21 protein-coding genes are annotated in these 25,979 nt (G+C 63.9%); 12 read left to right on the top strand and 9 right to left on the bottom strand.

The window, feature by feature from the left end; all coding sequences use genetic code 11:
* Window positions 1–74 precede the first annotated feature (74 nt).
* The 4 genes from SO156_RS24655 to SO156_RS24640 all read left to right on the top strand — a co-directional run bounded on the left by SO156_RS24655 (window position 75) and on the right by SO156_RS24640 (window position 3,829).
* Window positions 75–1,046 (top strand): TRAP transporter substrate-binding protein, encoded by a 972-nt coding sequence (locus SO156_RS24655; protein ID WP_458151355.1) that lies wholly within the window; start codon window positions 75–77, stop codon window positions 1,044–1,046.
* 62 nt (window positions 1,047–1,108) lie between these two features.
* Window positions 1,109–1,660 (top strand): TRAP transporter small permease, encoded by a 552-nt coding sequence (locus tag SO156_RS24650; protein WP_498536544.1) that lies wholly within the window; start codon window positions 1,109–1,111, stop codon window positions 1,658–1,660.
* Window positions 1,651–2,943 (top strand): TRAP transporter large permease, encoded by a 1,293-nt coding sequence (locus tag SO156_RS24645; protein ID WP_458151354.1) that lies wholly within the window; start codon window positions 1,651–1,653, stop codon window positions 2,941–2,943. Before SO156_RS24650 ends, SO156_RS24645 begins: the two co-directional genes overlap by 10 nt.
* A 79-nt stretch (window positions 2,944–3,022) precedes the next feature.
* Window positions 3,023–3,829 (top strand): SDR family NAD(P)-dependent oxidoreductase, encoded by an 807-nt coding sequence (locus SO156_RS24640; protein ID WP_498536543.1) that lies wholly within the window; start codon window positions 3,023–3,025, stop codon window positions 3,827–3,829.
* A gap of 255 nt (window positions 3,830–4,084) precedes the next feature.
* On the opposite strand, the gene SO156_RS24635 is transcribed toward SO156_RS24640, so the two are convergent.
* Genes SO156_RS24635 through SO156_RS24620 form a run of 4 tightly spaced genes read right to left on the bottom strand, consistent with a single transcriptional unit; the run spans window position 4,085 to window position 8,369 of the window.
* Window positions 4,085–4,783 (bottom strand): molybdate ABC transporter substrate-binding protein, encoded by a 699-nt coding sequence (locus SO156_RS24635; RefSeq protein ID WP_498536542.1) that lies wholly within the window; start codon window positions 4,781–4,783, stop codon window positions 4,085–4,087.
* The gene (locus tag SO156_RS24630) at window positions 4,780–6,906 is read right to left on the bottom strand and encodes a xanthine dehydrogenase family protein molybdopterin-binding subunit (protein WP_498536547.1); all 2,127 of its coding nucleotides are present in this window, start codon (window positions 6,904–6,906) and stop codon (window positions 4,780–4,782) included. Before SO156_RS24630 ends, SO156_RS24635 begins: the two co-directional genes overlap by 4 nt.
* Window positions 6,907–6,908: 2 nt before the next feature.
* A complete protein-coding gene (locus SO156_RS24625; RefSeq protein WP_498536541.1) occupies window positions 6,909–7,382 on the bottom strand; it encodes a (2Fe-2S)-binding protein in 474 nt (157 codons plus the stop codon).
* A gap of 12 nt (window positions 7,383–7,394) precedes the next feature.
* Window positions 7,395–8,369: a tripartite tricarboxylate transporter substrate binding protein gene (locus SO156_RS24620; protein WP_498536540.1), complete on the bottom strand. Its 975-nt coding sequence runs from the start codon at window positions 8,367–8,369 to the stop codon at window positions 7,395–7,397.
* A 213-nt stretch (window positions 8,370–8,582) separates the two neighbouring features.
* On the opposite strand from SO156_RS24620, the gene SO156_RS24615 reads away from it, so the two are divergent.
* Complete coding sequence (locus tag SO156_RS24615; RefSeq protein ID WP_458150697.1) at window positions 8,583–10,673, top strand: molybdopterin-dependent oxidoreductase; 2,091 nt, start codon at window positions 8,583–8,585, stop codon at window positions 10,671–10,673.
* Window positions 10,674–10,811: 138 nt separating this feature from the next.
* On the top strand, window positions 10,812–11,594 hold the full coding sequence (locus SO156_RS24610) for an enoyl-CoA hydratase/isomerase family protein (RefSeq protein WP_498536539.1): 783 nt from the start codon (window positions 10,812–10,814) through the stop codon (window positions 11,592–11,594).
* Window positions 11,595–11,834: 240 nt separating this feature from the next.
* Here SO156_RS24610 and SO156_RS24605 read toward each other — a convergent pair whose 3' ends face one another.
* Window positions 11,835–12,263, bottom strand: coding sequence for a GlcG/HbpS family heme-binding protein (locus tag SO156_RS24605; RefSeq protein ID WP_498536538.1), 429 nt, complete (start codon window positions 12,261–12,263; stop codon window positions 11,835–11,837).
* A complete protein-coding gene (locus SO156_RS24600) occupies window positions 12,256–15,264 on the bottom strand; it encodes an FAD-binding and (Fe-S)-binding domain-containing protein (protein ID WP_498536537.1) in 3,009 nt (1,002 codons plus the stop codon). Before SO156_RS24600 ends, SO156_RS24605 begins: the two co-directional genes overlap by 8 nt.
* Window positions 15,265–15,447: 183 nt before the next feature.
* On the opposite strand from SO156_RS24600, the gene SO156_RS24595 reads away from it, so the two are divergent.
* From SO156_RS24595 to SO156_RS24575, 5 genes are all read left to right on the top strand, one after another.
* Complete coding sequence (locus SO156_RS24595; RefSeq protein WP_458150691.1) at window positions 15,448–16,647, top strand: pyridoxal-phosphate-dependent aminotransferase family protein; 1,200 nt, start codon at window positions 15,448–15,450, stop codon at window positions 16,645–16,647.
* 35 nt (window positions 16,648–16,682) lie between these two features.
* Window positions 16,683–17,474, top strand: coding sequence for an enoyl-CoA hydratase/isomerase family protein (locus SO156_RS24590; protein ID WP_458150690.1), 792 nt, complete (start codon window positions 16,683–16,685; stop codon window positions 17,472–17,474).
* A 139-nt stretch (window positions 17,475–17,613) separates the two neighbouring features.
* Window positions 17,614–18,600, top strand: a complete 987-nt coding sequence (locus SO156_RS24585) for a tripartite tricarboxylate transporter substrate binding protein (RefSeq protein WP_458150689.1) — start codon at window positions 17,614–17,616, stop codon at window positions 18,598–18,600.
* A gap of 78 nt (window positions 18,601–18,678) precedes the next feature.
* Window positions 18,679–19,221: a tripartite tricarboxylate transporter TctB family protein gene (locus SO156_RS24580; RefSeq protein ID WP_498536536.1), complete on the top strand. Its 543-nt coding sequence runs from the start codon at window positions 18,679–18,681 to the stop codon at window positions 19,219–19,221.
* A gap of 12 nt (window positions 19,222–19,233) precedes the next feature.
* Entirely contained in the window at window positions 19,234–20,751 is a 1,518-nt protein-coding gene (locus tag SO156_RS24575) for a tripartite tricarboxylate transporter permease (protein WP_498536535.1), read from the top strand.
* Window positions 20,752–20,769: 18 nt separating this feature from the next.
* On the opposite strand, the gene SO156_RS24570 is transcribed toward SO156_RS24575, so the two are convergent.
* Window positions 20,770–21,963: a CaiB/BaiF CoA transferase family protein gene (locus SO156_RS24570; RefSeq protein WP_498536534.1), complete on the bottom strand. Its 1,194-nt coding sequence runs from the start codon at window positions 21,961–21,963 to the stop codon at window positions 20,770–20,772.
* Window positions 21,964–22,311: 348 nt separating this feature from the next.
* Here SO156_RS24570 and SO156_RS24565 point away from each other — a divergent pair, with 348 nt between their 5' ends.
* Entirely contained in the window at window positions 22,312–22,761 is a 450-nt protein-coding gene (locus SO156_RS24565; protein ID WP_498536533.1) for a tetratricopeptide repeat protein, read from the top strand.
* A 97-nt stretch (window positions 22,762–22,858) separates the two neighbouring features.
* On the opposite strand, the gene SO156_RS24560 is transcribed toward SO156_RS24565, so the two are convergent.
* The gene (locus tag SO156_RS24560) at window positions 22,859–23,476 is read right to left on the bottom strand and encodes a prepilin peptidase (RefSeq protein ID WP_458150683.1); all 618 of its coding nucleotides are present in this window, start codon (window positions 23,474–23,476) and stop codon (window positions 22,859–22,861) included.
* Between the two features lie 5 nt (window positions 23,477–23,481).
* Window positions 23,482–25,764, bottom strand: a complete 2,283-nt coding sequence (gspD, locus tag SO156_RS24555) for a type II secretion system secretin GspD (RefSeq protein ID WP_498536532.1) — start codon at window positions 25,762–25,764, stop codon at window positions 23,482–23,484.
* Between the last annotated feature and the right edge of the window lie 215 nt (window positions 25,765–25,979).

Raw genomic sequence — 25,979 nt, 5'->3', positions numbered from 1 at the left:
TGAACAGGAGCGCCTTAAGGCGGCCCGCAGCACCTGCGCAACGACGACATAATCAATTGAGGAGGAAAGATCAGATGAAGACACTAACCGGCATCATCACAGCCGTTGCGCTGGCGGTCACAGCACCCCTGGCGACCGCACGCGATTTCCGCTCCGCCGACGTACACCCCGCCGATTATCCGACCGTCGAAGCCGTCAGGTCCATGGGCAAGGAGCTCGCGACGGCGAGCGGTGGCAAGCTCGGTGTCAAGGTGTATCCCAATGGAGCCCTGGGCTCTGAGAAGGACACCATCGAGCAGCTTAAGATCGGCGCGCTCGACATGATGCGGATCAACGCATCGCCGTTGAACAACTTCGTGCCGGAAACCATCGCGTTGTGTCTGCCGTTCGTCTTCCGGGACACGCAGCACATGCGTAACGTTCTCGACGGGCCGATCGGCGATGAAATTTTGGCGGCGATGGAGCCTGCGGGTCTCATCGGCCTTGCCTATTACGACAGCGGCGCTCGCTCCATCTACACCGTCAAGGCGCCGATCAAGTCGCTCGCTGACGTCAAGGGCCTGAAGATCCGCGTCCAGCAATCCGACCTGTGGGTCGGCATGATCCAGAGCTTGGGGGCCAACCCGACGCCGATGCCGTATGGCGAGGTCTATACCGCGCTCAAGACCGGTCTTGTTGACGCCGCCGAAAACAACTGGCCCTCTTACGAATCGTCGCGGCACTTCGAGGCAGCCAAGTTCTACAACGTCACCGAGCACTCCCTGGCGCCCGAAGTTTTGGTGATGTCCAAGAAGGTCTGGGACACGCTGAGCAAGGAGGATCAGGCGATGATCCGCAAGGCGGCCAAGAACTCGGTGCCCGTGATGCGCAAGCTCTGGGACGAGCGTGAGGAGGCGTCCCGCAAGACCGTCGAAGCGGCCGGCGTTCAGGTCATCACGATCGCCAACAAGCAGGAGTTCGTCGATGCGATGAAGCCGGTGTACGACAAGTTTGCCGGTGACGAAAAGCTGAAGAGCCTCGTCAAGCGTATCCAGGACACGAAGTAAGAACGCGTCGGCTTCCGGCGTCGCCGAGCGGCGACGCCGGACCCTCGCAAGGAGAGGCGGGAATGACAGACCCACACGTCGCAAGCCACGAGCCGGAGGCCGCTGCGGCACGCCCGTCTACCGGTTTGCTGTCGCGGATCAATGCCACCGTCGCTCGCGTGGGCATGTACCTGTCCGTGAGCGGCCTGCTCGTCATCGTCACCATCGTGTTCTACCAGGTGTTCGGACGTTATGTGCTTAATTCCAGCCCGACCTGGACGGAGAACCTTGCGCTGGTTCTCATCCTGTATGTCACGCTGATCGGCGCCGCCGTCGGCGTGCGCGATGCCGGACACATCGGCATGGACAGTCTGCTGGTGATGCTTCCGGATCACGTGCGAGAGAAGATCGAGCTGGTGATCCACGTTCTGGTGGCCTTGTTCGGCATTGCTATGGTCTACAACGGCTGGATCCTCGGAGCGTCGGTCGGAACCGTGAAGATCCCCAATCTCGGCCTTCCTGAGGTCGTTCGCTACGTACCGTTGATCGCCTCCGGCGTCCTGATCGTCTCCTTTTCAATCGAGCACATCATTGCTCTCCTGCGCGGCGAAGAGGTCGTCCCCTCATGGAATTGATCATTCTCGGCGCCACCTTCTTCGGCTTTCTCATCCTCGGTGTGCCGGTCGCCTTCGCGATTGGCCTCTCGGCCATATGCACCATCCTCTACGAAGGCCTGCCGGTTGCCGTCATCTTCCAGCAGATGATGTCGGGGATGAACATCTTCTCCTTCCTCGCCATACCGTTCTTCGTCTTCAGCGGTGAGCTGATGCTGCATGGCGGCGTCGCCGACAAGATCGTGCAGCTTGCCAAGAACCTCGTCGGACACATCCGAGGCGGTCTCGGCATGTCGAACGTGGTCGCCTGCACGCTGTTCGGCGGCGTATCCGGTTCGCCCGTGGCCGACGTGTCGGCGATGGGGGCGGTGATGATCCCGATGATGAAGAAGGAAGGTTTCGACACCGACTACGCCGTCAACGTCACCACCCACGCCTCGCTGGTCGGAGCCCTCATGCCGACCAGCCACAACATGATCATCTATGCCCTGGCCGCCGGCGGCAAGGTGTCGATCGGCGCGCTGATCGCCGCCGGCATCTTGCCAGCGCTCGTGCTGATGGCGTGCATGCTGGTTGCCGCTTACGCGGTCGCGGTGAAGCGAGGCTATCCGGCCGGCAAGTTCCCGGGCTGGGCCGAGGTTTTCCGCTCGTTCGCAGCCGCTCTGCCCGGCCTTCTGATCGTCGGCATCATCCTGGCGGGGATTCTGTCTGGCGTCTTTACTGCAACTGAATCCGCGGCCGTCGCGGTCACCTACACGATCCTGCTGACCTTCTTCATTTACCGCACGATGACCTTGCGGAACTTCCTGCGGGCCGCGGCCAAGGCGGTGAAGACGACGGGCGTGGTGCTGCTGCTGATCGGCGTTTCCACCATGTTCCAGTATCTGATGGGACTCTACGAGGTGGCTGACCTCGCCGGCGACATGATGAACAAGGTGTCTTCGGAACCCTGGATGATCTTCCTGCTCATCAACGTCATCCTGTTTTTGCTCGGCACCTTCATGGACATGGCCGCGACCATCCTGATCTGCACCCCGATCTTCCTGCCGATCGCGATGAAGGCGGGCATGGATCCCGTGCAGTTCGGCATGCTGATGCTGATCAACTGCGCCCTGGGGCTGAACACCCCGCCGGTCGGAACGACGCAGTTCGTGGGCTGCGCCATCGGCGGCATCTCGGTGGGCGCGGTGATGCGCACCATCCTGCCGTTCTACGCCGCCCTGATCGCAGCGCTCATGTTCGTGACCTACGTCCCCGCCTTCTCGCTTTGGCTGCCGCGCCTGCTGATGGGATACAAGGGATAGCTGCCGCGCGTTCGACGGCACTTGGCCGGCGAACCGCCCTTGCGATACTTTGCCTCGCAGCAACAGGGAGAATCTGTCTGTGACGGACTATCGCAAGCTTTTTGATCTCACCGGCAAGACGGCGGTGGTGCTCGGCGCCGCGTCCGGCATCGGCCGATCGTCGGCCGAGGCGCTGGCCGGGCTCGGTGCCCGTGTCGTGTGCGCCGATCGTGCGCTGGACACAGCGGAAGCGACGGCCGCCGGCATTCGCGACAAGGGCGGCTGGGCCGTGGCGGCTGCGTGCGATGCTGCGAACGTCGCGGATGTCAATGCGCTGGCCGCGACGGTGATGCAGAAATTCCCACGGCTCGACATCGCGGTGACGACGCCAGGGCTGAACATCCGCAAGACCATTCTCGATTATACCGAGGACGATCTCGACCGCGTCCTCAACCTGAACGTCAAGGGCACCGTCTGGTTCTTCCAGGCCTTCGGCCGCATCATGGTTGCGCAGAAGGGCGGCAGCATCATCGCCTGTTCCTCGGTGCGCGCGGTCACCATCGAGCCAGGCCTTGGCATCTATGGTTCGACCAAGGCGGCGATCGGCCTCCTGGTAAAGGGCTTTGCGTCCGAGGTCGGACATGCCGGCGTTCGCGTCAACGCGATTGCGCCGAGCATTGCCGAGACCGCGCTGACCGGCCCGTTCAAGCAGCGTCCGGACATCTACGATCTCTATGCCAGGCATACCGTCTTCAATCGCTGGAGCAGTGCCGACGAGGTCGCGACGGCGGTCGCCTATCTCGCCTCCGATGCCGCAAGCTATGTCAGCGGCAGCACGTTGTTCGTCGACGGCGGCTGGACGGCGGTCGACGGACCGCCAACCGGTCTCACGCAGCTCAGCAAATAGCGCGAGTCGTCTAAAGCGTGATTAGGCTTGATTGTTGACAGTGTGCTCCCTCCCCCGCCTGCTGGGGAGAGGGTGTCTCCGCAGTGGACAATCCCCAAGGGGAGAGTGCCCTCACCCGGCGCTTCGCCATAGCCGAGGTATCGCCTCGGCGTTCCTTAAGAGGACCGCCGCCGAAGGCGGCCAATGCCTCTCCCGCAAGCGGGAGAGGTTGAGCGAGCCCCTGGCAAAGTCGATTCGACCTAAAGCCATTCCCTGCTAGCCTGCAAAGCCCACGCGCCGTCGCAGCTCTTTCTGGTCTGCGCCGGCGAGCAGTTCGATCAGGACACGCGCCGCGGCGACATGTGCCGCGCGCGTCGTCACACCTGCTGTGTACATTGTCGCAAGCTCGTGTCCCGGAGGCAGCGAGCCGGACAGCACAATACCCTCCGTTGCGATGATTTCGGTCGCCTGCGTGCATCCGATCGGCCGTTTGGCATCGGATGCTGCGAGCTGCCGCATCGCGGTTGCGCCGTTCGGAAAGATCTTGAGGCGAGACGCAACCTCTCCGGCGATGCCGAGCCGGTCCAACGTCTTGGCGACATGAATTCCGGCCGTGGAGGCCTTGGTGTCGGGAACGAAGATCGCATCGGCCGCGCGCAGCGCTTCCCGCAGGTCGGACTCGGTCTTGACGGTGACCTTGGAGTGGTCGGCCCGGACGGCGAGCGCGGTCTCGACCACGCCGACGTCGACCATCGAGGTCGGATCGACAAGCGTTTCTTCGGCAAGCCTGGTCACGAGCGCGCGCGTCAGGATGAGGATGTCCGCCGGCGTGCCTCCACGCAATTTGTCGGCCATCAGGCCGACCGCGCCGAACTCGCCTTCGATCTCGTAGCCGGTCCGTGCTTTGAGGTTCTCGGCAAGCTGAGCGACCAGGCCCTGCGCCGCGCCGCCGCTCAAAATATGGATCGCCGTCACGATGCAAGCTCCATTGCTGCGATCAGCCTCTCTCGCGTGATCGGCAGGTCGCGCACGCGGACGCCGAGGCAATCGAACACCGCGTTCGCAATCGCCGCCGTCACCGGGCCGTGGGCGGCTTCGCCGGCGCCGACCGGCGCGATCTCCGGCCGCTGGATGATCTCGACGTCGACGGCAGGCACCTCGCTGAAGGTGAGGATCGGATAGTCCGACCAGGACGTCGAGGTGATGCGTGTGCGGTCGAAGCGGACGCGCTCCTTCAAGACCCAGCTCGTGGCCTGGATCGCGCCGCCCTCGATCTGATTGACCACGCCATCCGGATTGATGGCTTCGCCGACGTCGACCGCGAGCGTCAGCCGCTTGACGCGAATGTCCTCTGCGCCTTCGATCTCGGCAATTGCCGCGCAATAGGCACCGGTGTTCTTGTAGCGTGCAAAGCCGAGGCCGTACCCGATCCCCGCTTTCTTTTCCGGCTTCCAGTTCGCACGCGCCGCAACGGCGCGGATCACATCCTTCGCCCGCTGGTCGCGCAAATGGCGCAGCCTGAACTGGACGGGGTCTTCACTGCCGATAGCCGCGATCTCGTCGAGTATGGATTCGATCGCAAACACATTCCCCTGCGCGCCGAGTGTCCGCAGCGCCGAGGTGCGTATGGGCATTGTGAGGAGGCGATGGCTTTCGATTGTCCAGGCGGGGAAGTCAAAGAGGGGAACGGAGTTGCGATCGCTGCCACCGCCATTGGCCGCCGGAGGATCCGACGAGATCAGGCGTGGGTAGGGCGTTGCGAGTTCGGTTGCCGCGAGCAGGGCAGGCTGCGCCGCGCGTCCGGGCCGCGCGGTATGGCCGTTGCTCCAGACCCGGTGGCGCCAGCCGACGATCTCACTGTGTGCGTCGAGATCGGCCTCGATCTCGATCGCCATGGCCGCACCGAACGGCGCATGCGACATTTCATCATGCCGCGACCATTGCACACGCACCGGACGTCCGCCGGCTCCCTTTGCGAGCAGAACCGCGTCGAGCGCAACGTCATCGGCCGCATTGTGGCCGTAGCAGCCGGCACCCTCCATGTGCTCGACGGTGATATTCTCGGTCGGCAGCTTCAGCACGATCGCAAGGTCGGCGCGCAGCATGTAGACGCCCTGGCTGTGCGTCCATACGTGGACGTGATCTCCCTCCCATTGCGCCATCGCGCAGGACGGCGCGATCGAGGCGTGCGCGATATAGGGCCGAGTGTATTGCCTGCGGATCGTGCGCGCGACCTGTTTCGGCGCGGCTGCGGTTTTGGTGTCGATGATCCGCGTCTCGACCGGCTGGCTCTTCAGGAAGGCAGCCAGGTCGTCCTCGTCCGGCAGCGTCTCGCCCGCCGACCAGGTCGCGCCCTTGCGCAACGCTTTCAACGCGGTCTCGGCGCCATCCTCGGTCTCGCTGATGACGCCCACGAAGCTGCCGTCCCGCACGATGGCAATGAGCCCGGCAGCCGCGCGCGCTGCGGTGTCATCGAGCGCGACGAGCTTTGCGCCCGATAGCTCCGGCCGCAGCACGCGGCCATGCAGCATGTTCGCCAGCGGCACGTCGTGAATGAATCGCGGCTGCGCGAACACCTTGTCGGGAATGTCGATCCGTTGAATGGATTGCCCGGCAACGCCGCGCGCGGCGGCCGGCTTCGCGACGACGTCCGCTGACGCGTTGCGATCGAGTGAGACCTCGCCGGCGAGCTCCCAATAGCTGGTCCGGACATTGCCCGGTCCAGACATCATGCCATCGTCGATCTCGAGCGTCGAAGCATCAACGCCGAGTCGTTCCGACGCCGCGGCGAGGAACAGCCCGCGCACCTCGGCGCAGACCTGGCGCAGCGCGCGGCCCGATTGCTGGATCGAGAGGCTGCCTGAGGTGACGCCTTCGTTGGGGCTCGCGGCCGTCGAGGCGCGGATCATGGCGATCCGGCCGACATCGACGTCGAGCTCGTCGGCAGCGATCTGCGCCAGCGCCGTGACGATACCCTGGCCGATTTCGACCTTGCCCGGTGAGATCGCCACACGCCCGTCGGGCGTGATTTTCACCCAGGACGTCAGCCTTGGATTGGCAGCCAGGCTGGGCGGCAGTTGCGGGGCAGGGGATGGCATGCTCATGGCGGGGTCATTTCCGATGCTGCGCGCAGCACCGCCCGCACCATGCGGTTCTGCGAGCCGCAGCGGCAGAGGTTGCGATCGAGCGCTTCCCTGACCTCCGTTTCGGTCGGTGACGTCTTGCGTTGCAGCAGTGCCGCTGCGCTGATCAAAATGCCCGGTACGCAATAGCCGCATTGCATCGCCTGCTCGGCGATGAAGGCGCGCTGCAGCGGGTGCGGATGCTCCGGCGTGCCGAGGCCTTCCACGGTCGTGACCTCCTTGCCGGCGACCGACCACAGCGGCATGTCGCAGGAGGCGAGCGCGTGGCCATCGACCATCACGTAGCACGCCCCGCATTCATTGGTGCCGCAGCCGAAATGGCTGCTGCCCATGAGGCCAAGCTTGCCGCGCAGCGCCGCGAGCAGTGTCTGATCGGAATTGGCGTCGATCGCGGTGTCGGAGCCGTTCAGGCGAAATCGAATGGTTGGCATTGCTCGACGACCTCAGGACTTGTCGAACTTCTTGACGACATCAGCCCATTTCACGATGTCGCCGCGCAGGAATTTTTCGAACTCATCCGGCGCCATCACCATCGGCACGGCGCCTTGTTCGGTCCATAGCTTGACGATGTCGGGCCGCTTCACCAGTGCCGTCACGGCGGCGTTGAGCTTGTCGATGACCGGTTTCGGCGTCCCCGCCGGCGCCATCAGGCCGAGCCAGATGGTTGCTTCATAGCCGGGTACGCCGGCTTCGCCTGCGGTGGGAACGTTCGGCAGCACTGCGGAGCGCTCCTTGCCGGTGGTCGCGAGCGCACGCACCTGGTTCTCCGTGACGTTGGGAGCCATCGCCGGGACCGCGTCGATCATCATCTGCACCTGTCCGCCGATCACACCGCTGCGCGCCTCGCCACTGTTGCGATAGGGGACGTGCACGACGTCGATGCCGGCCATGGCTTTGAACAGCTCGCCCGCCATGTGATAGGGCGTGCCCTGTCCCGATGACGCATAGTTCAGCTTGCCCGGCTGCGACTTGGCAAGCGCGATGAACTCTGGGAGCGACTTCGCCTCTACGCTCGGATGAACCACGATGACCAGATCGGAATAGTTCACCGGCGCGATCGGTGCGAGGTCGCGCATCAGATCGTATTTGCGCTGCGCAGGCGTCAGCAGCGATTCGTTAGCGGTCTGGGTGTTGGACATCATCAGAAGCGTGTAGCCGTCGGCCGGCGACTTCGCGGCCTCCAGTGTGCCGATGACGCCGCCGGCGCCGGTGCGGTTCTCGATCACGAAGGGCTGGCCAAAATTTTCCTGCAGCACGTTTCCGATAAGCCGCGCTGCAACATCCGCGGGTCCTCCGGCGCCGAAGGGGACGATGATCCGGACCGCATGCGTGGGATAGTCCTGCGCGAAGCCGCGGGGCGCAGAGAATAGGGTCAGCAGGCCGGTAGCCAATGCTAGCACGAATCTTGGGCCTGTCATGCCCGCCTCCCTGATGTCGTTCTTGTTGGCGTGCACTGTAGCGACCGGCCAAGCCCGCTGTCGACGCCTCACAAAGTCGAGCGATACGGGAATATCGCGCGGTTTCCCGCGTGGCCGGGCCGGGAACAGGCCGCGTCGGCCCCAGCAATTTGCATGGGCATTCCCGGATAAATGCGCTCGGCTGGCCGGTGCTTTGGTGTTACGAAGTTGCCCATGAACCAGCACGCCAAGATCGCGATCCGTCACTCCACCTGTCCCCATGACTGCCCGTCGGCCTGCGCGCTCGACGTCGAAGTCATCGAAGGCCGGAGCATCGGTCGCGTCCGCGGCTCGAAACAGCAGACCTATACGGCGGGCGTCGTCTGCGCCAAGGTTGCGCGCTATGCCGAGCGCATCCATCACCCCGAGCGGGTGATGTATCCGATGCGCCGTACGGGGCCGAAGGGATCGGGCCAGTTTGCGCGGATCTCCTGGGACGAGGCGCTGGACGAGATCGGGCATCGCTTCAATGCGGTCGAGCGCGAGTTCGGCGCCGAGGCGGTCTGGCCGTATTACTACGCCGGCACGATGGGACTGGTGATGCGCGACGGCCTCAACCGCCTCACGCATGTGAAGAAATATTCCCGCTTCTATTCGACGATCTGCGCCAACGTCGCGCGCGTCGGCTTCGCGGTGGGCGCCGGCAAGATCGCGGGCGTCGATCCGCGCGAGATGGGTGTCTCCGACCTCGTCGTGATCTGGGGCACCAACCCGGTCAACACGCAGGTCAACGTGATGACGCATGCCTCCCGCGCCCGCAAGGAGCGCGGTGCGAAGATCGCCGCGGTCGACATCTACAACAACGACACCATGAAGCAGGCTGACATCAAGATCATCCTGCGTCCCGGCACCGATGGCGCGTTCGCCTGCGGCGTCATGCATGTCCTGTTCCGCGATGGCTATGCCGACCGCGCCTATATGGACAAGTACACCGATTGTCCCGGTGAGCTCGAAGCGCATCTGAAGACGCGCACGCCGCAATGGGCATCCGCGATCTGCGGCGTTCCGGTCGCCGAGATCGAGGCCTTTGCGAAGGCGGTTGGCGAGACCAAGCGGACCTTCTTCCGCCTTGGCTATGGCTTCAGCCGCAGCCGCAACGGCGCGGCCCAGATGCATGCCGCGGCCTGCATTCCCGCGGTGACCGGCGCCTGGCAATATGAAGGGGGCGGTGCCTTCTTCAACAATTACGCGCTGTGGCACTTCGACGAATCCATCATCGAAGGCCATGACGCGATCGATCGCGATACGCGCGCGCTCGACCAGTCCCAGATCGGCCGCATCCTGACCGGTGATGCCGAGGCATTGCAGGGCAAGGGTCCGGTCAAGGCAATGCTGATCCAGAACACCAACCCGGTGACGGTCGCGCCTGAGCAGGTGCTGGTGCGCCAGGGCTTTGCGCGCGAGGATCTGTTCGTGGCGGTGCATGAGCAGTTCATGACCGAGACGGCGCAGATGGCCGATATCGTGCTGCCGGCGACCATGTTCATGGAGCACGACGACCTCTATTACGGCGGCGGCCATCAGCATATCTCGGTGGGCCCTAAGCTGATCGACCCGCCCGGTGAGTGCCGCTCCAACCACGAGGTGCTGCAGGCATTGGCGCCGCGGCTCGGCGCCAACCATCGGGGTTTCGAGATGTCGTCGCGCGAACTGATCGACGCGACGTTGAAGCTGAGCGGCCACGGCGATGTCGAGGCGCTCGAGGCGGATATCTGGCGCGATCTCCAGCCGGATTTCCGTACCTCGCACTTTCTTGACGGTTTTGGGCACGCCGACAAGAAGTTCCACTTCAAGGCCGACTGGGCGCATCCGCCATTCGGCCTGATGATGGGCGATTTCGACAAGATGCCATCGCTGCCGGATCATTGGGCCGTGATCGAAGAGGCCGACCGGGACCATCCGTTCCGGCTTGCGACGAGCCCCGCGCGCAGCTTCCTCAACACGACCTTCAACGAGACGCCGTCCTCGCAGGCTCGCGAAGGCAAGCCGAGCGTGATGGTCCATCCCCTGGATGCGGCATCGCTCGACATCGTCGAGGGCGATGCCGTAACGCTCGGCAACACCCGCGGCCAGACGACGCTGATAGCCACGCTGTTCGACGGCGTGCAGCGCGGCGTGCTGATCGCGGAATCCGTCCATCCGAACAAAAATCACATCGGCGGCCGCGGCATCAACGTGCTGACCGGTGCGGACACGATCGCGCCGATCGGTGGCGCGCCGTTCCATGACAACAAGGTCTGGTTGAAGAAGGCCGTCACCGCCTGAGGCGCGCGCTCCTGCCTCCATCGCGGCGCAAAGTTGTGTCGAGGTGCTAAAGCGGCGCGATGTCGTAGATTGCGCTTGCGCCCGTCGTCCGACCTGCCGCAAATGGCTTGCAAGCGGAAGCCAACAAGCGAGCGTGCCATGACCGACAACACAAGCGTCATCACCGAGAAGCGCGGGCAGGCGTTCTGGATCACCATCAACCGGCCGGAGAAGCGCAATGCGCTCAATGGCGCCGTGATCGCCGGCATCGCCAGGGGCTATCGCGATGCGCATGACGACAAGGATGTCCGCGTCATCGTGCTGACGGGCGCGGGCGACAAGGCTTTTTGTGCCGGCGCCGACTTGCAGAATTCCGGCGCCGCCTTCGCGATGGATTTTTCCAGACCCAACGTCGACTACGCCGATCTGTTGCGCCTGTCGCAGGATGCGACGAAACCTGCGATCGCGCGCGTCGGTGGCGTCTGCATGGCCGGCGGCATGGGCCTGTTGTGCATGACCGACATGGCGATCGCCGCCGATCACGTCATTTTCGGCCTGCCCGAGGTGAAGGTCGGCGTGTTTCCGATGCAGGTGTTGAGCCTGTTGCAGAACATCGCGCCGCCGCGGCTCGTCAACGAATGGGCGCTGACGGGCGAACCGTTCGATGCCAGGGCAGCGCAAGCGGCGGGGCTGCTCAACCACGTGGTGCCTGCGGCCGAGCTCGACGCCAAGGTCGACTGGTTGATCGGCCGTATCGTCGACAAGTCGCCGACCGCGATCCGCCGCGGCAAGTACGCCATGCGCGCCATCGCCTCGATGTCGTTCGACGAGAGCATCGCCTATACCGAGAGCCAGATCGCGCTCCTCGCGATGACCGAGGATGCCAAGGAAGGTCTCAAAGCGTTCAGCGAAAAGCGCAAGCCGTCCTGGACCGGACGATGAGGGAAGCAATACGCGTCAGTCGATGATGAGGTTTTGCTCCTGATTTGCCCGACGTGTCAATCGATTTCGTAAAATCAGCAGAGTGCGCTGACGCCATCGGCTACTTTGCATGGGGTTGTTTTTCGAGTTTTTATTGTGCCGTCGCAGAAATGCGTAGGTTAGCGAAGCGTAACCCACCTCCTTCGCTTCAGCGGAGACAAACAGTGGTGGGTTACGCTGCGCTAACCCACCCTACGATCATCAGCCCGCGTTCGCCTTCAATCCTGCGGCCGAGATGCCGGCGACGGCGCAAGCTTCGTCATTGTCCGAGGTGTCGCCGGAGACGCCGACGGCACCGAGCAGGGTGGTGCCGTCCTGGATCAGCACGCCGCCGGGCACCGGCACCAGCGCCCCCTTGGCGATGGTGTTCACGGCGTCGATGAAATAGGCCTGCTCCTGGGCGCGCTGGTACAGGGCGCGCGAGCCCATCCCCATCGCGAGCGCGCCATAGGCCTTGCCGTGGGCGATCTCCGCGCGCATCAGGCTGGTGCCGTCCTGGGCAGCCGCGAGCTTGAGGACGCCGCGCGCATCCAGGATGGTGACGACGAGCGGCTTCAGCTTCAGCTCGGTTGCCTTCGCGAAGGCGGCATCGAGGATCTTGCGGGCGGTGTCGAGGGTGAGTTCAGCCATTTGGAATGTCCTTGTGTGATGAGGTCGTTGGATGGGCCTTGGCGCGATCGAGGCTCATGGCGAGCACGCGCGCGACATGCAGGGCGTCGCGCGCACTGCCGTCGTGGATCTGATGCCGGCATGAGGTGCCGTCGGCGACCACCAGCGTCGCCTGGTCCGCACCGCGCACGGCCGGCAGCAGCGACAACTCGGCCATCTCGATCGAGGCATCGTAGGTGTCCGCGCCGTAGCCGAAGGCGCCAGCCATGCCGCAGCAGCTCGACTCGATGGTCTCGACCTTCAGGCCGGGAACGAGGCGCAGGACCTGCTCGACCGGCTTGAAGGCGCCAAAGGATTTTTGGTGGCAATGGCCGTGTACGAGTGCCTTCTCGGCGATCGCGCCGAGCGGCAGTTGCAGGCGACCGGCTTCCGCCTCGCGCACCAGAAACTCCTCGAAGGTGAGGGCGTGGGCGCCGACCGCCTTGGCGTCATCGTCCTTGCGCAGCGACAACAGCTCGTCGCGCAGCGTCAAGAGGCAGCTCGGCTCGAGGCCGACGATCGACACGCCCCGCGCGGCAAACGGGGTGAAGCTCGCAACCAGACGGTCGAGCTCGGCCTTCGCTTCCTCGACGAGACCCGCGGACAGGAACGTCCGGCCGCAGCAGAGCGGCCGGGCGCCGCTGACGGGCTTTGGCAGATGCACGCGATAGCCGCCTGCGACGAGCACTCGCAGCGCTGCGTCCAGATTTTCGCGTTCGTAGATCCGATTGAACGTGTCGGTGAACAGCACGACCTCGCGGCCATCCACAGGTCCGATCGCCTCCGCGGGCGGCGCAAACACATCGCTGCGGAAGGCGGGCAAGGCGCGGCGCGCGCTGATGCCGGCAAAGCGCTCGAGCAACTTTCGCAGCAAAGCGCTGCGGTTGCGCAGGTTCGCAAGCGGCGCGAAGCGCGAGGCGATACCCGCATAGCGCGGCAAATAGCCGACCAACCTATCGCGCAGCGTCAAACCGTGAGAAGCGACGCGCGCTGCCAGCACCTCGATCTTCATCTTGGCCATGTCGACGCCGGTCGGGCATTCATGGCGGCAGGCCTTGCAGGAGACGCAGAGTTTCAGCGTCTCCATCATCTCGTCGGAGGAAAGCGCATCAGGGCCGAGCTGGCCGGAAATCGCCTGCCGCAGCGTGTTGGCGCGGCCGCGGGTGACGTCCTTCTCGTTGTGCGTTGCACGATAGGACGGGCACATCACGCCGCCCTCGAGCTTCCGGCAGGCGCCATTGTTGTTGCACATCTCGACCGCGCCCTGAAAACCGCCGCCCGCGCCGGGGTAAGCGGACCAGTCGAGCTTTGTTTTCAATTCAGTGACGCGATAGTCCGGCCGGTAGCGGAACAGCGAGCGGTCGTCCATCTTCGGTGCATCGACGATCTTGCCGGGATTGAGGACGTTGTCGGGATCGAACCGCTGTTTCACCTCCTTGAAATCCGCGACGAGACGCTCGCCGAACATGCTCGCGTGAAATTCCGAGCGCACGATGCCGTCGCCATGCTCACCGGAATGCGAGCCCTTGTACTCGCGCACCATGGCGAAGGCTTCTTCCGCGATGGCGCGCATCGCCTTGACGTCCTTCTCCAGCTTCAGGTTCAGGACGGGGCGCACGTGCAGGCAGCCTTCGGAGGCGTGCGCGTACATCGTGCCGCTGGTGCCGTGCCTGGCAAAAACCTCGTTCAGCCGCGCGGTGTAGTCGGCGAGGTGCGGCAGCGGCACGGCACAGTCCTCGACGAAGGAGACCGGCTTGCCCTCCTGCTTCATCGACATCATGACGTTGAGGCCGGCGGCGCGGAAATCGGCGATGCCGCTCTGCAAAGCAGGCTCGGTGATATCAATCACGCCGCCCCATTTGCGTTTGTCGTTCGTCCAGCCGAATCCGAGATCGCCCATCAGCTCGGTGAGCTGCTTCAGGCGCTGCAGATTGGTCGCCTGGTCCTCTTCGGCGAACTCCACCACCAGTACCGCATCGGGATCGCCCTTGATGGCGGCCCCGATGATGGGGCGAAACATCGCGATGTCGCGACCGAGCGCGATCATGGTGCGGTCGACGAGCTCGACCGCGATCGGCTTGAGCTTGACCAGATGCTGGGCGGCGTCCATCGCCTCGTAGAAGCTGCCGAAATGGCAGACGCCGAGCGCCTTGTTGCGGATCACCGGCCACAGTTTCAGCTCGACCTTGGTGGTGAAGGCGAGGGTGCCTTCGGAACCGACGAGCAGATGCGCCATGTTGTTCGGCGCGTTGCGCGGCGTGAGCGCATCGAGGTTGTAGCCGCCGACGCGGCGCTGCACCTTGGGAAACCTGTCCGCGATCTCGTCGGCCTCCCGCGCGCCGAGATCGAGCATATCGCGGAACAGCGCCAGCGCATCGTCGCCGGCCCTCACGCCGCTGAGGTCGCGCGGGACCTCGCCGAAGTCAGCTATCGTGCCATCTGCAAGCGCGGCTTCCATCGACAGCGTGTTGTCGCGCATCGTGCCGTAGCGTAGCGAGCGGCCACCGCAGGAATTGTTACCGGCCATGCCGCCAATGGTGGCACGTGACGCCGTCGAGACGTCGACCGGGAACCACAGGCCGTGCTTTTTGAGCTGGCGGTTGAGATCGTCGAGCACGATACCGGGCTCGACCACGCAAGTGCGGTTCTCGACGTCGAGCGAGAGGATCCGGTTCAGGTGTTTCGACACGTCGACAACGAGGCCGTCATTGATGGTCTGGCCGCATTGCGAGGTGCCGCCGCCGCGTGGGGTGACCTTCAGGCCCTCGTTGCGGGCAATGGCCAGCGCCCGCAGCGCCTCGTCCATGCTGCGTGGCACAACAACGCCCAAGGGCATGATCTGGTAGAAGGACGCATCCGTCGCGTAGCGGCCGCGGCTGAAGGCATCGAACAGGACATCGCCCGTGATTTCGCGGGCCAGGCGCGCGGCCAGGCCACCGTTTTGGGCCGATTTTCTGGTTTTTTCGGCCGCCTCAGCCGTCATGGGTCCGCTCTCGCTGTCTTCACCGGGACGTCTTGCCTAGGGTCCGCCGGCTTGGCAAGGCGAGCCCTGCTTCTTGCGCATTGACGGGCCTCCGCAGGCGGGGGACAAGCCGGGCGAATAGTGATATGCGAGCGGCTCGCCGAGGACCTCCAAGGCAGACTCTAAAGACCGGGAAGGACGCCCATGACCGTGCACACTGGAAGGCATTTTCTTCAAATTCCAGGACCGACCAACGTGCCCGACCGGGTGTTGCGGGCGATGGATATGCCGACGCTGGACCACCGGGGCCCGGAGTTCGCCGAGATCGGTTTTGCCGTCCTGGCCGCGATGCAGCGGGTTTTTCGCACCAAGCAGCCCGTGATCATCTATCCCTCGTCGGGAACCGGCGCCTGGGAAGCGGCGATGGTCAATGTGCTCTCGCCCGGCGACAAGGTTTTGATGTGCGAGACCGGCCAGTTCGCCGTGCTGTGGCGCGGCATCGCCGACAAATTCAAGCTCGACGTCGACTTCATCCCGGGCGACTGGCGCCATGGCGCCGATCTGGCCGAGATCGAACAGCGCCTGTCCGCCGACAAACAGCACAAGATCAAGGCAGTCTGCGTCGTGCATAACGAGACCTCGACCGGCTGCGTGACGCCGCCCTCGGAGGTGCGCAAGATCCTCGACCGCGTGAAGCATCCGGCATTGCTGATGGTCGATACCATCTCGGGCCTCGGCTCGATGGAGTATGAACACGACGCCTGGGGCGTCGACGTCTCGGTCGCAGGCTCCCAGAAGGGCCTGATGCTACCACCGGGCCTTGGCTTCAACGCTGTCTCCGAAAAGGCGCTGGCCGTAGCGAAAAGCAATCCCGGCATGCGCTCCTATTGGGACTGGCAGGAGGTCATCGCCTTCAACAAGGCCGGCACCTTCCCGTATACGCCCGCGACCAACCTGCTCTTCGGCCTGCGCGAGGCGGTCAAGATGCTGGAAGAGGAGGGGCTCGAGAACGTCTGGATCCGCCACAAGCGCCACAGCGCCGCGACGCGCGCGGCGATCAAGGTCTGGGGTCTGGAGACGCAGTGCGCCGATCCCAACGCGCATTCGCCGGCGCTCACGGGCGTGCGCATGCCCGAGGGCCATGACGCCGACAATTTCCGCAAAGTGGTGCTCGAGAACTTCGACATGTCGCTCGGCACGGGGTTGAACAAGGTGAAGGGCAAGGTATTCCGGATCGGCCATATCGGCCATTTCAACGACCTGATGCTGATGGGCACGCTGTCCGGCGTCGAGATGGGCTTGGATCTTGCACAGGTCCCGCATCGGAGCGGCGGCGTGCTGGCGGCCATGGACGTCCTCAAGGGACGCGACGTGGTGCCGATGACCAAGGCTCAAGTCGCCTGAACCAACTTGAGTGAAGTGAAGAAAGAGAGCGCGCGATGAACGCACCCGTGACTGAAGACCTGCTCTATTCCGTCACGGACGGCATTGCGCGCATCACCTTCAATCGCCCGCAGGCGCGCAACGCGCTGACCTTCGCCATGTATGAGCGCATGGCGGAGATCTGCCAGGCCATCAATGCAGATCGTTCGATCAAGGCGCTGATCCTGACCGGCGCCGGCGACAAGGCGTTCGCCTCGGGCACCGACATCTCGCAGTTCCGCGCCTTCAAGACCGCGCAGGACGCGCTCGACTACGAGGCGCGGATCGACCGCGTGCTCGGCACGCTCGAACAGTGCCGCGTCCCAGTTATCGCGGCAATCGCGGGGGCCTGCACCGGTGGCGGTGCCGGCATTGCGGCCTGCTGCGATATCCGCATCGGCACGGAATCCACGCGCATCGGCTTTCCGATTGCGCGCACGCTCGGCAACTGCCTGTCGATGTCGAACATCAGCCGCGTCGTCTCGCTGGTGGGACCGGCCCGCACCAAGGACCTGATCTTCAAGGCGCGCCTCGTCGAGGCACCGGAGGCCCTGGCGCTCGGCCTGCTCAACGAGGTCGTGCCTGACGTCGAGACGCTTCAGCGCCGCGCCGACGAGACTGCCAGGCTCGTCGCAAGCCACGCGCCGCTCACGCTGGAGGCGACCAAGGAGGCGGTGCGCCGCATCCGCCGCACGCTGTCGCGCGAGGAGGGCGAGGACCTGATCCTCAAGGCCTATATGAGCGAAGATTTTCGTGAAGGCATGGATGCCTTCCTCAACAAGCGCACGCCGAACTGGAAGGGCAAGTAGGGCGCCCCCTCGCGCCTTCCTCAGCCGAAAGTCATATGCGGCTGAATGCCCGCCTGCTTGAACTCGTCAGCATTCCTCCGCACAATGCGCCGATAATTCCCGGCATTACAAAGCCAAAAAGAAACAGGGGACGAAACTCGTGCGATTTCCAGTGAAGGCCGTCGGAGCTGCGGCGGCCCTGTTGTTGAGTGCGCCGGCCTTCGCCGGCTGGGAGCCGACCAAGCCGGTCGAGATCGTGGTCGCAGCCGGCGCGGGCGGCGCCTCCGACCAGATGGCGCGGATGATGCAGGCCGCGATCCAGAAGAACAATCTGATGAAGCAGCCGATGGTGGTGTCGCTCAAGGGTGGCGCCTCCGGTGCCGAAGCGCTGATGTACATGAAGTCCAGCGAGGGCGATCCGAACAAGGTGCTGATTGCCTATTCGCTGATCTACATGCTGCCGCTGTCTGCCAAGATCCCGTTCAACTGGCGCGAGCTGACGCCGGTCTCGGTGATCGCGCTCGACCAGTTCGTGCTGTGGGACAATGCTGCGGGACCGAAATCGGTGAAGGAGTTCATCGAGGCGGCGAAGGCCGCAAGCTCCCCGTTCAAGATGGGTGGTACCGGTTCCAAGCGCGAGGACCACGTGCTGACCGTCTTCCTCGAGCAGAAGACCAGCGCGAAATTCTCCTATCTGCCCTACAAATCGGGCGGCGAGGCCGCGACCCAGCTCGTCGGCAACCACACCGAATCCAACGTCAACAACCCAAGCGAAAATCTCGAAGTCTGGCGCGCAGGCCAGGTGCGGGCGCTCTGCGTATTCGACAAGGAACGCATCTCCTACACCACCAAGGTCACGGAGACGCAGTCATGGCACGACATCCCGACCTGCAAGGAGGAGGGGCTGGACATTCAGTACCTGATGCTGCGCGCGATGTTCTTGCCCGGCAAGGTCACGGCGGAGCAGCAGGCTTTCTACGCCGACCTCTTCCAGAAGGTGACGCAGACTCCCGAGTACAAGGACTACATGGAGAAGCAGGCGCTCAAGCCGATCTTCCTCACCGGCAAGGACATGGTGCAATTCCTCGAGGAGGACGACGCGCTGAACAAATCGCTGATGATGGAAGCGGGCTTTGTCGCGAAGTGACCACCTTCGATGCATGCCCCGCCACCGGGACCCGGCTTCGGCGAGCCCGATGACGACGCAATTTGATCAGGCAGAGTGATGTCTCAAACCGATATCGAGATTGTGGTCGACGATCCCACCGCGCCTGAAGACGACTCGCCGAGCGTCGTCAGTTCGCGAACGATCGAGATCGTCGTCTCGCTGCTTCTGCTCGCACTCGCGATCACACTCGGCTACGACAACTGGCGGACCGGCATTTCCTGGGATTCGACCGGGCCCGAGCCTGGTTACTTCCCGTTCTATCTGTCCGTCATCCTCGCCGGCGGAAGCCTCTATGGCCTCGTCGCGGCGCTAGGTGTGCGGCGCGCTCGAATCGAGCCTTTCGTCACCCGCGCGCAGGTGCGCCGCGTCTTGGCGGTGTTCGCGCCAACGCTTCTGTTCTGCCTGTTGACGCAATTCCTCGGCCTCTACGTAGCGAGCTTCCTTCTGATCGCGGGCTTCATGCGGTTGATCGGCAAGATCGCGTTGTGGAAGTCGCTGCTCACCGCTCTTGTGTTCTCGGCGATCATGTTCGTCACCTTCGACATCGCCTTCGACGTCATCATGCCGAAGGGACCGCTCGAAGCGGCCTTCGGTTTCTAGGGCGGGCCAACGATGGAAGCGTTCAGTCTCCTCGTCCACGGCTTTGCCGTCCTGCTCACCTGGAAAACGCTGGTCCTGATGATGGTCGGGCTCGTGCTCGGCATCTTCGTCGGCGTGCTGCCGGGCCTTGGCGGCCCCAACGGCGTCGCCATCCTGCTGCCGCTGACCTTCACGATGGATCCGACCTCAGCCATCGTGATGCTGTCTTGCATCTATTGGGGCGCGCTGTTCGGCGGCGCCATTACCTCGATCCTGTTCAATATCCCCGGCGAAGCCTGGTCGGTTGCGACCACCTTCGACGGCTACCCGATGGCGCAGCAGGGGAGGGCGGCCGAGGCACTCACCGCGGCCTTCACCTCATCCTTCATCGGCTCGCTGGTCGCGGTGCTGCTGATCACCTTTCTCGCACCGCTGATCTCGTCCTTCGCGCTCAAATTCGGCCCGCCTGAGTTCTTCGCGGTCTACCTCCTGACCTTCTGCTCCTTCGTCGGTCTCGGCCGCGAGGCCAAGCACAAGACCGTCATCTCGATGTCGCTCGGCCTTTTGCTCGCCGGTATCGGCATGGACACGGTCTCCGGCCAATTGCGGATGACGTTCGGCTCCGCCGAGCTGCTGCGCGGCATCAACTTCCTCGTCGCCGTCATCGGGCTGTTTGGCATCAGCGAGATCCTGCTGACCATGGAAGAACGGCTGGCGCTGCGCGGGCACGCCGCGAGCATCTCACTGCGCGTCGTGCTGTCGGTGTGGAAGGACCTGCCGAAATACTGGGTGACGCTGCTTCGCTCCTCCTTCATCGGCTGCTGGCTCGGCATCACGCCGGGCGGCGCGATCGCGGCTTCCTTCATGGGCTACAACCTTGCCAAGCGCTTCGCCAAGGACCCCCGAAGCTTTGGCAAGGGGCGCATCGAGGGCGTGTTCGCGCCGGAAACGGCCGCGCACGCCTCCGGCACCTCGGCGCTGCTGCCGATGCTCGCGCTCGGCATTCCCGGTTCAGGAACGGCGGCCATCCTGCTTGGCGGGTTGATGGTGTGGGGCCTCAATCCGGGGCCGTTGTTGTTCGTTGAGCACAAGGATTTCGTCTGGGGCCTGATCGCCTCGATGTATCTTGGCAATGTCGTCGGCCTCGTGCTGGTGCTGACCACAGTGCCGATCTTTGCTTCGATTTTGCGCGTGCCCTTCGCTGCGGTCGCGCCGATGATCGTGGTATCCTGCGCGATTGGCGCCTACGCCATCCAGAATGCGATGTTCGACATCTGGCTGATGCTGGGCTTTGGCGTCGTCGGCTACGTCTTCAAGAAGATCGGTATTCCCCTGGCGCCCTTCACGCTGGCGCTCGTGCTCGGCAACCGCGCCGAGGACGCCTTCCGCCTGTCGATGATCGGCGCCGGAGGCGACCTCAGGGTGTTCTGGTCGAACGGGCTGGTCGGCTCGATCACGACGCTGGCGATCCTGCTGCTGTTCTGGCCGCTGATCGATTCACTGTTCAACCGCATCCGACGGACGCCTCAGCCGACCCCCGCCTCAGGCTAGGTGCCGGCTGAGGAAAACCTAAATCACCTTCGCGTCCTTGAGCCTGGTGATCTCGGCGGCATCGAAGCCGAATTCGGCGAGCACCTCGCTTGTCTGCTCGCCGACTTCCGGCGGGCGCGCCACCATCGTGCTGGGCGTGCGCGACAGCGTGACGGGCTGGCCGACCAGGCGGATATGACGGTTCTCCGCGTTCGGCACGTCCTGCGCGATGCCGAGATGGCTGACCTGTGCATCTTCGAACATCTGGTCGATCGAATAGATCGGCCCGCAGGGAACGCCGGCCTCGTTGAGCTCTCTGACCCAGGTTTCGGTCGACTTGGCCATCGTACGCTTCTCGATCTCGGCGTTGAGCGTATCGCGATTCTTTGAGCGCGCGGGCGCCGTCGCGTAGTCCGGATTGGCGACGAGTTCAGGCGCGCCGATCGCCTGCGCGCAGCGTTCCCAGATCCGCCCGCCGGTGGTGGCTATATTGATGTAGCCGTCGGAGGTCCTGAATACGCCCGTCGGAATGCTGGTCGGATGATTGTTGCCGGCCTGCTTGGCGACTTCCTTCTCCATCAGCCAGCGTGCGGCCTGGAAATCGAGCATGAAGATCTGCGCCTGCAACAGCGAGGTCTGCACCCACTGGCCCTCGCCGGAGACGTCGCGCTCGAGCAGCGCGGTGAGAATGCCGATGGCGCAGAACAGCCCGGCGGTGAGATCGGCGACGGGAATACCCACCCGCATCGGACCGCCGCCCGGGGCCCCCGTGATCGACATCAACCCGCCCATGCCCTGCGCGATCTGATCGAAGCCCGGCCGCTTGTGGTAGGGGCCGTCCTGGCCGAAGCCAGAGATGCTGCCATAGACCAGGCGGGGGTTGATCGCGCGCAGGCTCTCATAGTCGATGCCGAGCTTCTTCTTCACGTCGGGACGGAAATTTTCGACCACGACGTCGGCCTGGGCGGCGAGGCGCTTGAATACCTCGAGTCCCCTCGGGTCCTTTAGATTGAGCGTCATCGCCCGCTTGTTGCGGTGCAAATTCTGGAAGTCCGCCCCATGCCTCGGTCCACCGGGCTGCTCGCCGCCGGCATCCTCAGTGAGGGCGTCGATCTTGATGACGTTGGCGCCCCAGTCTGCGAGCTGTCGCACGCAAGTGGGCCCGGACCGGACACGGGTCAGGTCGAGCACGGTAAAGCGCGACAGGGCCTGTGAGGCATGTGGGAAGGGCATATGAAAACGCTCCAAGAGGATGATCTCGGACCCACAATAAAGCTGAAGCAGGATCCAGCAAGTCAGCTCAATGCAGACCACGGTTTCTCGAATCCATTGAAAAAGCTCGCCGATATCGCCGGCCGTCCCAGGTTCTGAAAATTCAACGTTTCCAGCTCCGGAGCTGATGCTCGCGCTATAGATTCTGTCGTAGCCCCGGACTAGTTTGGTGGTTGAATGCAGGGGAACGGTGGAATGGAGACTGTCCGTACAGGCGATCGGAACCTAAAGCCCGCTGGCCATTGGCCGCGGTCACTTGGCTTGTTGCTAGCCACTAGATGCGGCCTCGCGGCGACTGCACTGCTAATAATGTCGATTGCTCCGATAAAAGCGCAATCGCTTGGTCAAGGGGTCGCCGCCTTCAAGCGGCAGAATTATGTCACGGCTTCGCGTGCTTTCATTCCGCTGGCCGAGCGCGGTAACGCGGCCGCGCAGTCCTATCTCGGCTACATGTTTGAGACCGGCCGTGGCGTGCCGCAGAACTATACGGAAGCTGCGATGTGGTACCGGCGGGCTGCCGAGCAAGGTGACAGCCTCGCACAATACTCCCTTGGGCTGCTTTATGATCGCGGGCTCGGCGTGCCGCGAAACATCATCGAAGCGTCCAAATGGCTCAACCTGTCGACCGCTGCCGCACCGCCACAGGCGCGCGACGCGAGGGCCCGGATCCGCGACGCCGTTACCACCAAGATGACGCGCGGAGAAATCGCCGAGGCGCGTCTGCGGGCTTTGGAATGGGCACCCAGCCGCGAGCGCTAAAGCGCGATGAGATTAGGATGAATCGTCATCGCTCTTTAGCTTGTTGTTTGAGCATGATCTTTTCGGAAAACCGCTCCACACTTTTCCGGATCAAGCTCTAGCCGGGCCAGAACACCAGCCGATCGGCCAGCCAGAATTGGTTAATCAAGCCCTGGCCGATCCAGCCGATCCAGATCGCCGGCGCGAAGAACAGGCCGAACGGCAGGTAAGCGGTTGCGCGCAACGGCTTCTTCTGCAGTGCTGCATTGGCAGCATAGGCTGCGATGGCGGATAACGCCGCCAGCTCTATTACCGCGACCACCGTAGTTAGTTCGAGCCAGGCGCCGGCGACGGCGGCGAGCTTGACGTCGCCGAGCCCAAGCCCGTCGCGGCCGCGCCAGCGCCGGTAGAGCAGCATCAGGAGCAGGAGTGGCAGCGCTGCGATAGCGGCACGAATGCCTGCCCAGAGCACGGCGCTGGCGCCGGCCCCGGCGTCGGACGGAAGCACTGCAGCGCGCAGCAAGGCGAGAGCCAAGGCCGCGGCCGTCAGCTCGTTGGGAATGATGTAGCGTTGCGCGTCGGTCGCTGCGATCGCCAGCATCAGGACGGCGAGATATGCGCCGCAGAGGCCTTCTTCGCCGGGGGCGGTGAGGAGGCTTATGATCACCGCGGCGCAGAGCGTCAGGCTGATGAGGAGCCGCAGGTCCCGCGGACCGTTCGCAAGTGATCCGGTCACGTCTTTCAGCGTGCCGTCTTCGGTGGAACGACGACGACAGGGTCGCTGGTGCCGACCAGGCGGCTGTTCATCTTGGTGCGCATCTCCTCAGCGATGACATGCGCGTCGACGCCGTCCTTGATGACGGTCGGCCGGATGAACAGGATCAGCTCGGTGCGGGCACGAGCGTTGGTCTGGTGCGAGAAGGCGTCGCCCATTCCCGGAATAGAGTCGAGGATCGGAAGGCCCTGGCGTTGCTTGTTTTCGGTCTCGCTGATCAGGCCGGCGAGGAGCACGGTCTGGCCGCTCGTCACCGCGATCGAGCTCTTGACCCGGCGCTGCGAGATTGTCGGTGTGAGCGTCGTGCTGCCCGCCGCCACGCTCGAGATCTCCTGCTCGATGTCCAGTACCACGTTGCCGTTGGCGTTGGAGCGCGGCAACACGCGCAAGATGATGCCGGTGTTCTTATAGTCGATGGTATTGACCACCGTGTTGTTCGCGGTCAGCACGGTCGCCGTGCCCGTCGAGAACGGCACCTGGTCGCCGACCTGCAACGTTGCCGTCTGATTGTCCAGAACCACCAGCGACGGATTGGACAGCACCTTCACGTCGGTGACGTTATGCAGCGCATCGAGCACAACGCGCGGCGAGTTCTCAGAGCCGATCAGAAAATTGAAGCCGGGCAACGCGCGCCCGAGCAGTGCGCCGGCGGCGGCATTGACGGCGTTGGTCTGCCCTTCGATGTTGCTGCCGATCGTGGCGCTGTTGCTGATGCCGGAGATGGTGTTGGAGACCGAACCTTTCTGACTCGCGAGGAAGAACTGCACGCCATAGTTCAGTTGGTTGTTCAGCGTCACCTCCGCGATCGTCGCCTCGATCGCGATCTGGCGTTGCGGCCGGTCGATCTGCCGGATGGTCTGCTCGACGACGCGCTGGGATTCCTGGTTGGCATAGACCAGCACGGCGTTGTTGGTAACATCGGCAGTTATCCGCACGTTTTGCAGGACGGCGCTCCCGGCCGGCTTCGAGCCGGAGCCGAGCAGCGAGCCGGAGTTGTTATCCTGGCCGGGCGCACCGCTGGCTGCGAGTGCGGGACGGGCGCTCAGCGAGGAGCCCGCAGGCCCGGTGACCGGGGTTGCTGCGCCTGCGGCAGCCGTCGGAAGCGCGCTCAGTGACGCCACTGGATTGGTGCCAAGACCCGATGAGGACATCGAAACGCCGGAGCCCGGCGAAATCTGGCTCGACGAATTGTCGAGCGAAGAGCTGCTCGTCCCGCCTTGGCTGAAAAGCATGTCGTTCAACAGCGCGACCACGACCTTCGCGTTGCCGTAGCGAAGCGGGTAGGCCTTCATGTTCACGCCGTCGGTGTCGGAACGATCTAGCCGCGCGATCCACACCTGGGCGCGCTTGAGATATTCCGGCTTCTGGCTGACCACGAGGATGGAGTTGAGGCGCGTCATCGGCTGGAACTTGATCATGCTCTGGCTCAGGCCGCCTTCGCCCGAATCCATGATCTTCTCCATCTCGCTGATGACTGGCTCAGGCGAGGAGTTGCGCACCGGGATGATGCCGACCGATTGTCCGCGCATCCAGTCGGCATCGAAGGAGAGAATGGTGTCGATCGCCGCCGCGCGATCCGTGCCGCTGCCGGTGACGATCAGCGTGTTGCGCGTATTGTCCGGGCGCATGGTCGACGCCTTCACGCCGAATGCGTCGAGTAGCTTGAAGATGTTCTGCGCCGAGACGTAGCGCAGCGGCACGACGCTGATACCCTGGCCGGCTTCTGCAGAAACCGAGCGGTCGATGCCACCGGGGCCTGCTTCCGGCGCGGGGATGAGGCGATAGCTCGCGCCGCGATCATGCACCAGCGCAACGCCGGACATCCGCAGCGCATTCTCCAGCACATAGAGCGCATCGGTCTTTGGAACGGGGCGCACCGAGGCCAGGGTGATGGTGCCCTGCACGCGCGGGTCGATCGTGTAGCCCACGTTGAGGACATCACCGAGGATGACCTTGGCGACGGTTGCGACCGGCGCGTTCTCGAAATTCAGATCGTAGCCGCCGCCACCATCGTCGCGCTCGGCAAGCGCCCCGCCTTGTGGCGTCGAGCCGTCGCTGAGATAGATCGCGGGCTTTGACGATTTGGTCTGAGCGATGCCGCTCGCGCCCGTGTCTGCGGGTTGGCGAGGTTCGAGATCGAGCGAACGAATCTTGTCAGTGATATCCTGGGCGCGCGGATCGCTGGGATTGCGTTCGATCGACTGATCGGCCGTGACGATGCACGCGGTCAACAGGAACGCAGATGACAAAAGGATGACAGTTCCAGGCAACGCTGAGCGGAGGCGCGAAAGCGGCTGGACCACTCTAAACAAAGGACGCCTACCAACAGCACGAGTGACTGGAAACGCATCCGATCTTCATGATCAGGACGCGCAACAATTTGCGCCACGAATATGTTTTTGCTACGTAGCAAGTCAAGGGCAAACGCCTTCCGTCACGTGCGGGTGCGGTGCTTTCACCTAAC

It is taken from the genome of Bradyrhizobium sp. UFLA05-125 (genome assembly GCF_059803515.1).
Note: the sequence above shows the minus strand (reverse complement) of the source record. Positions and strands in the feature narration are given on the sequence as shown.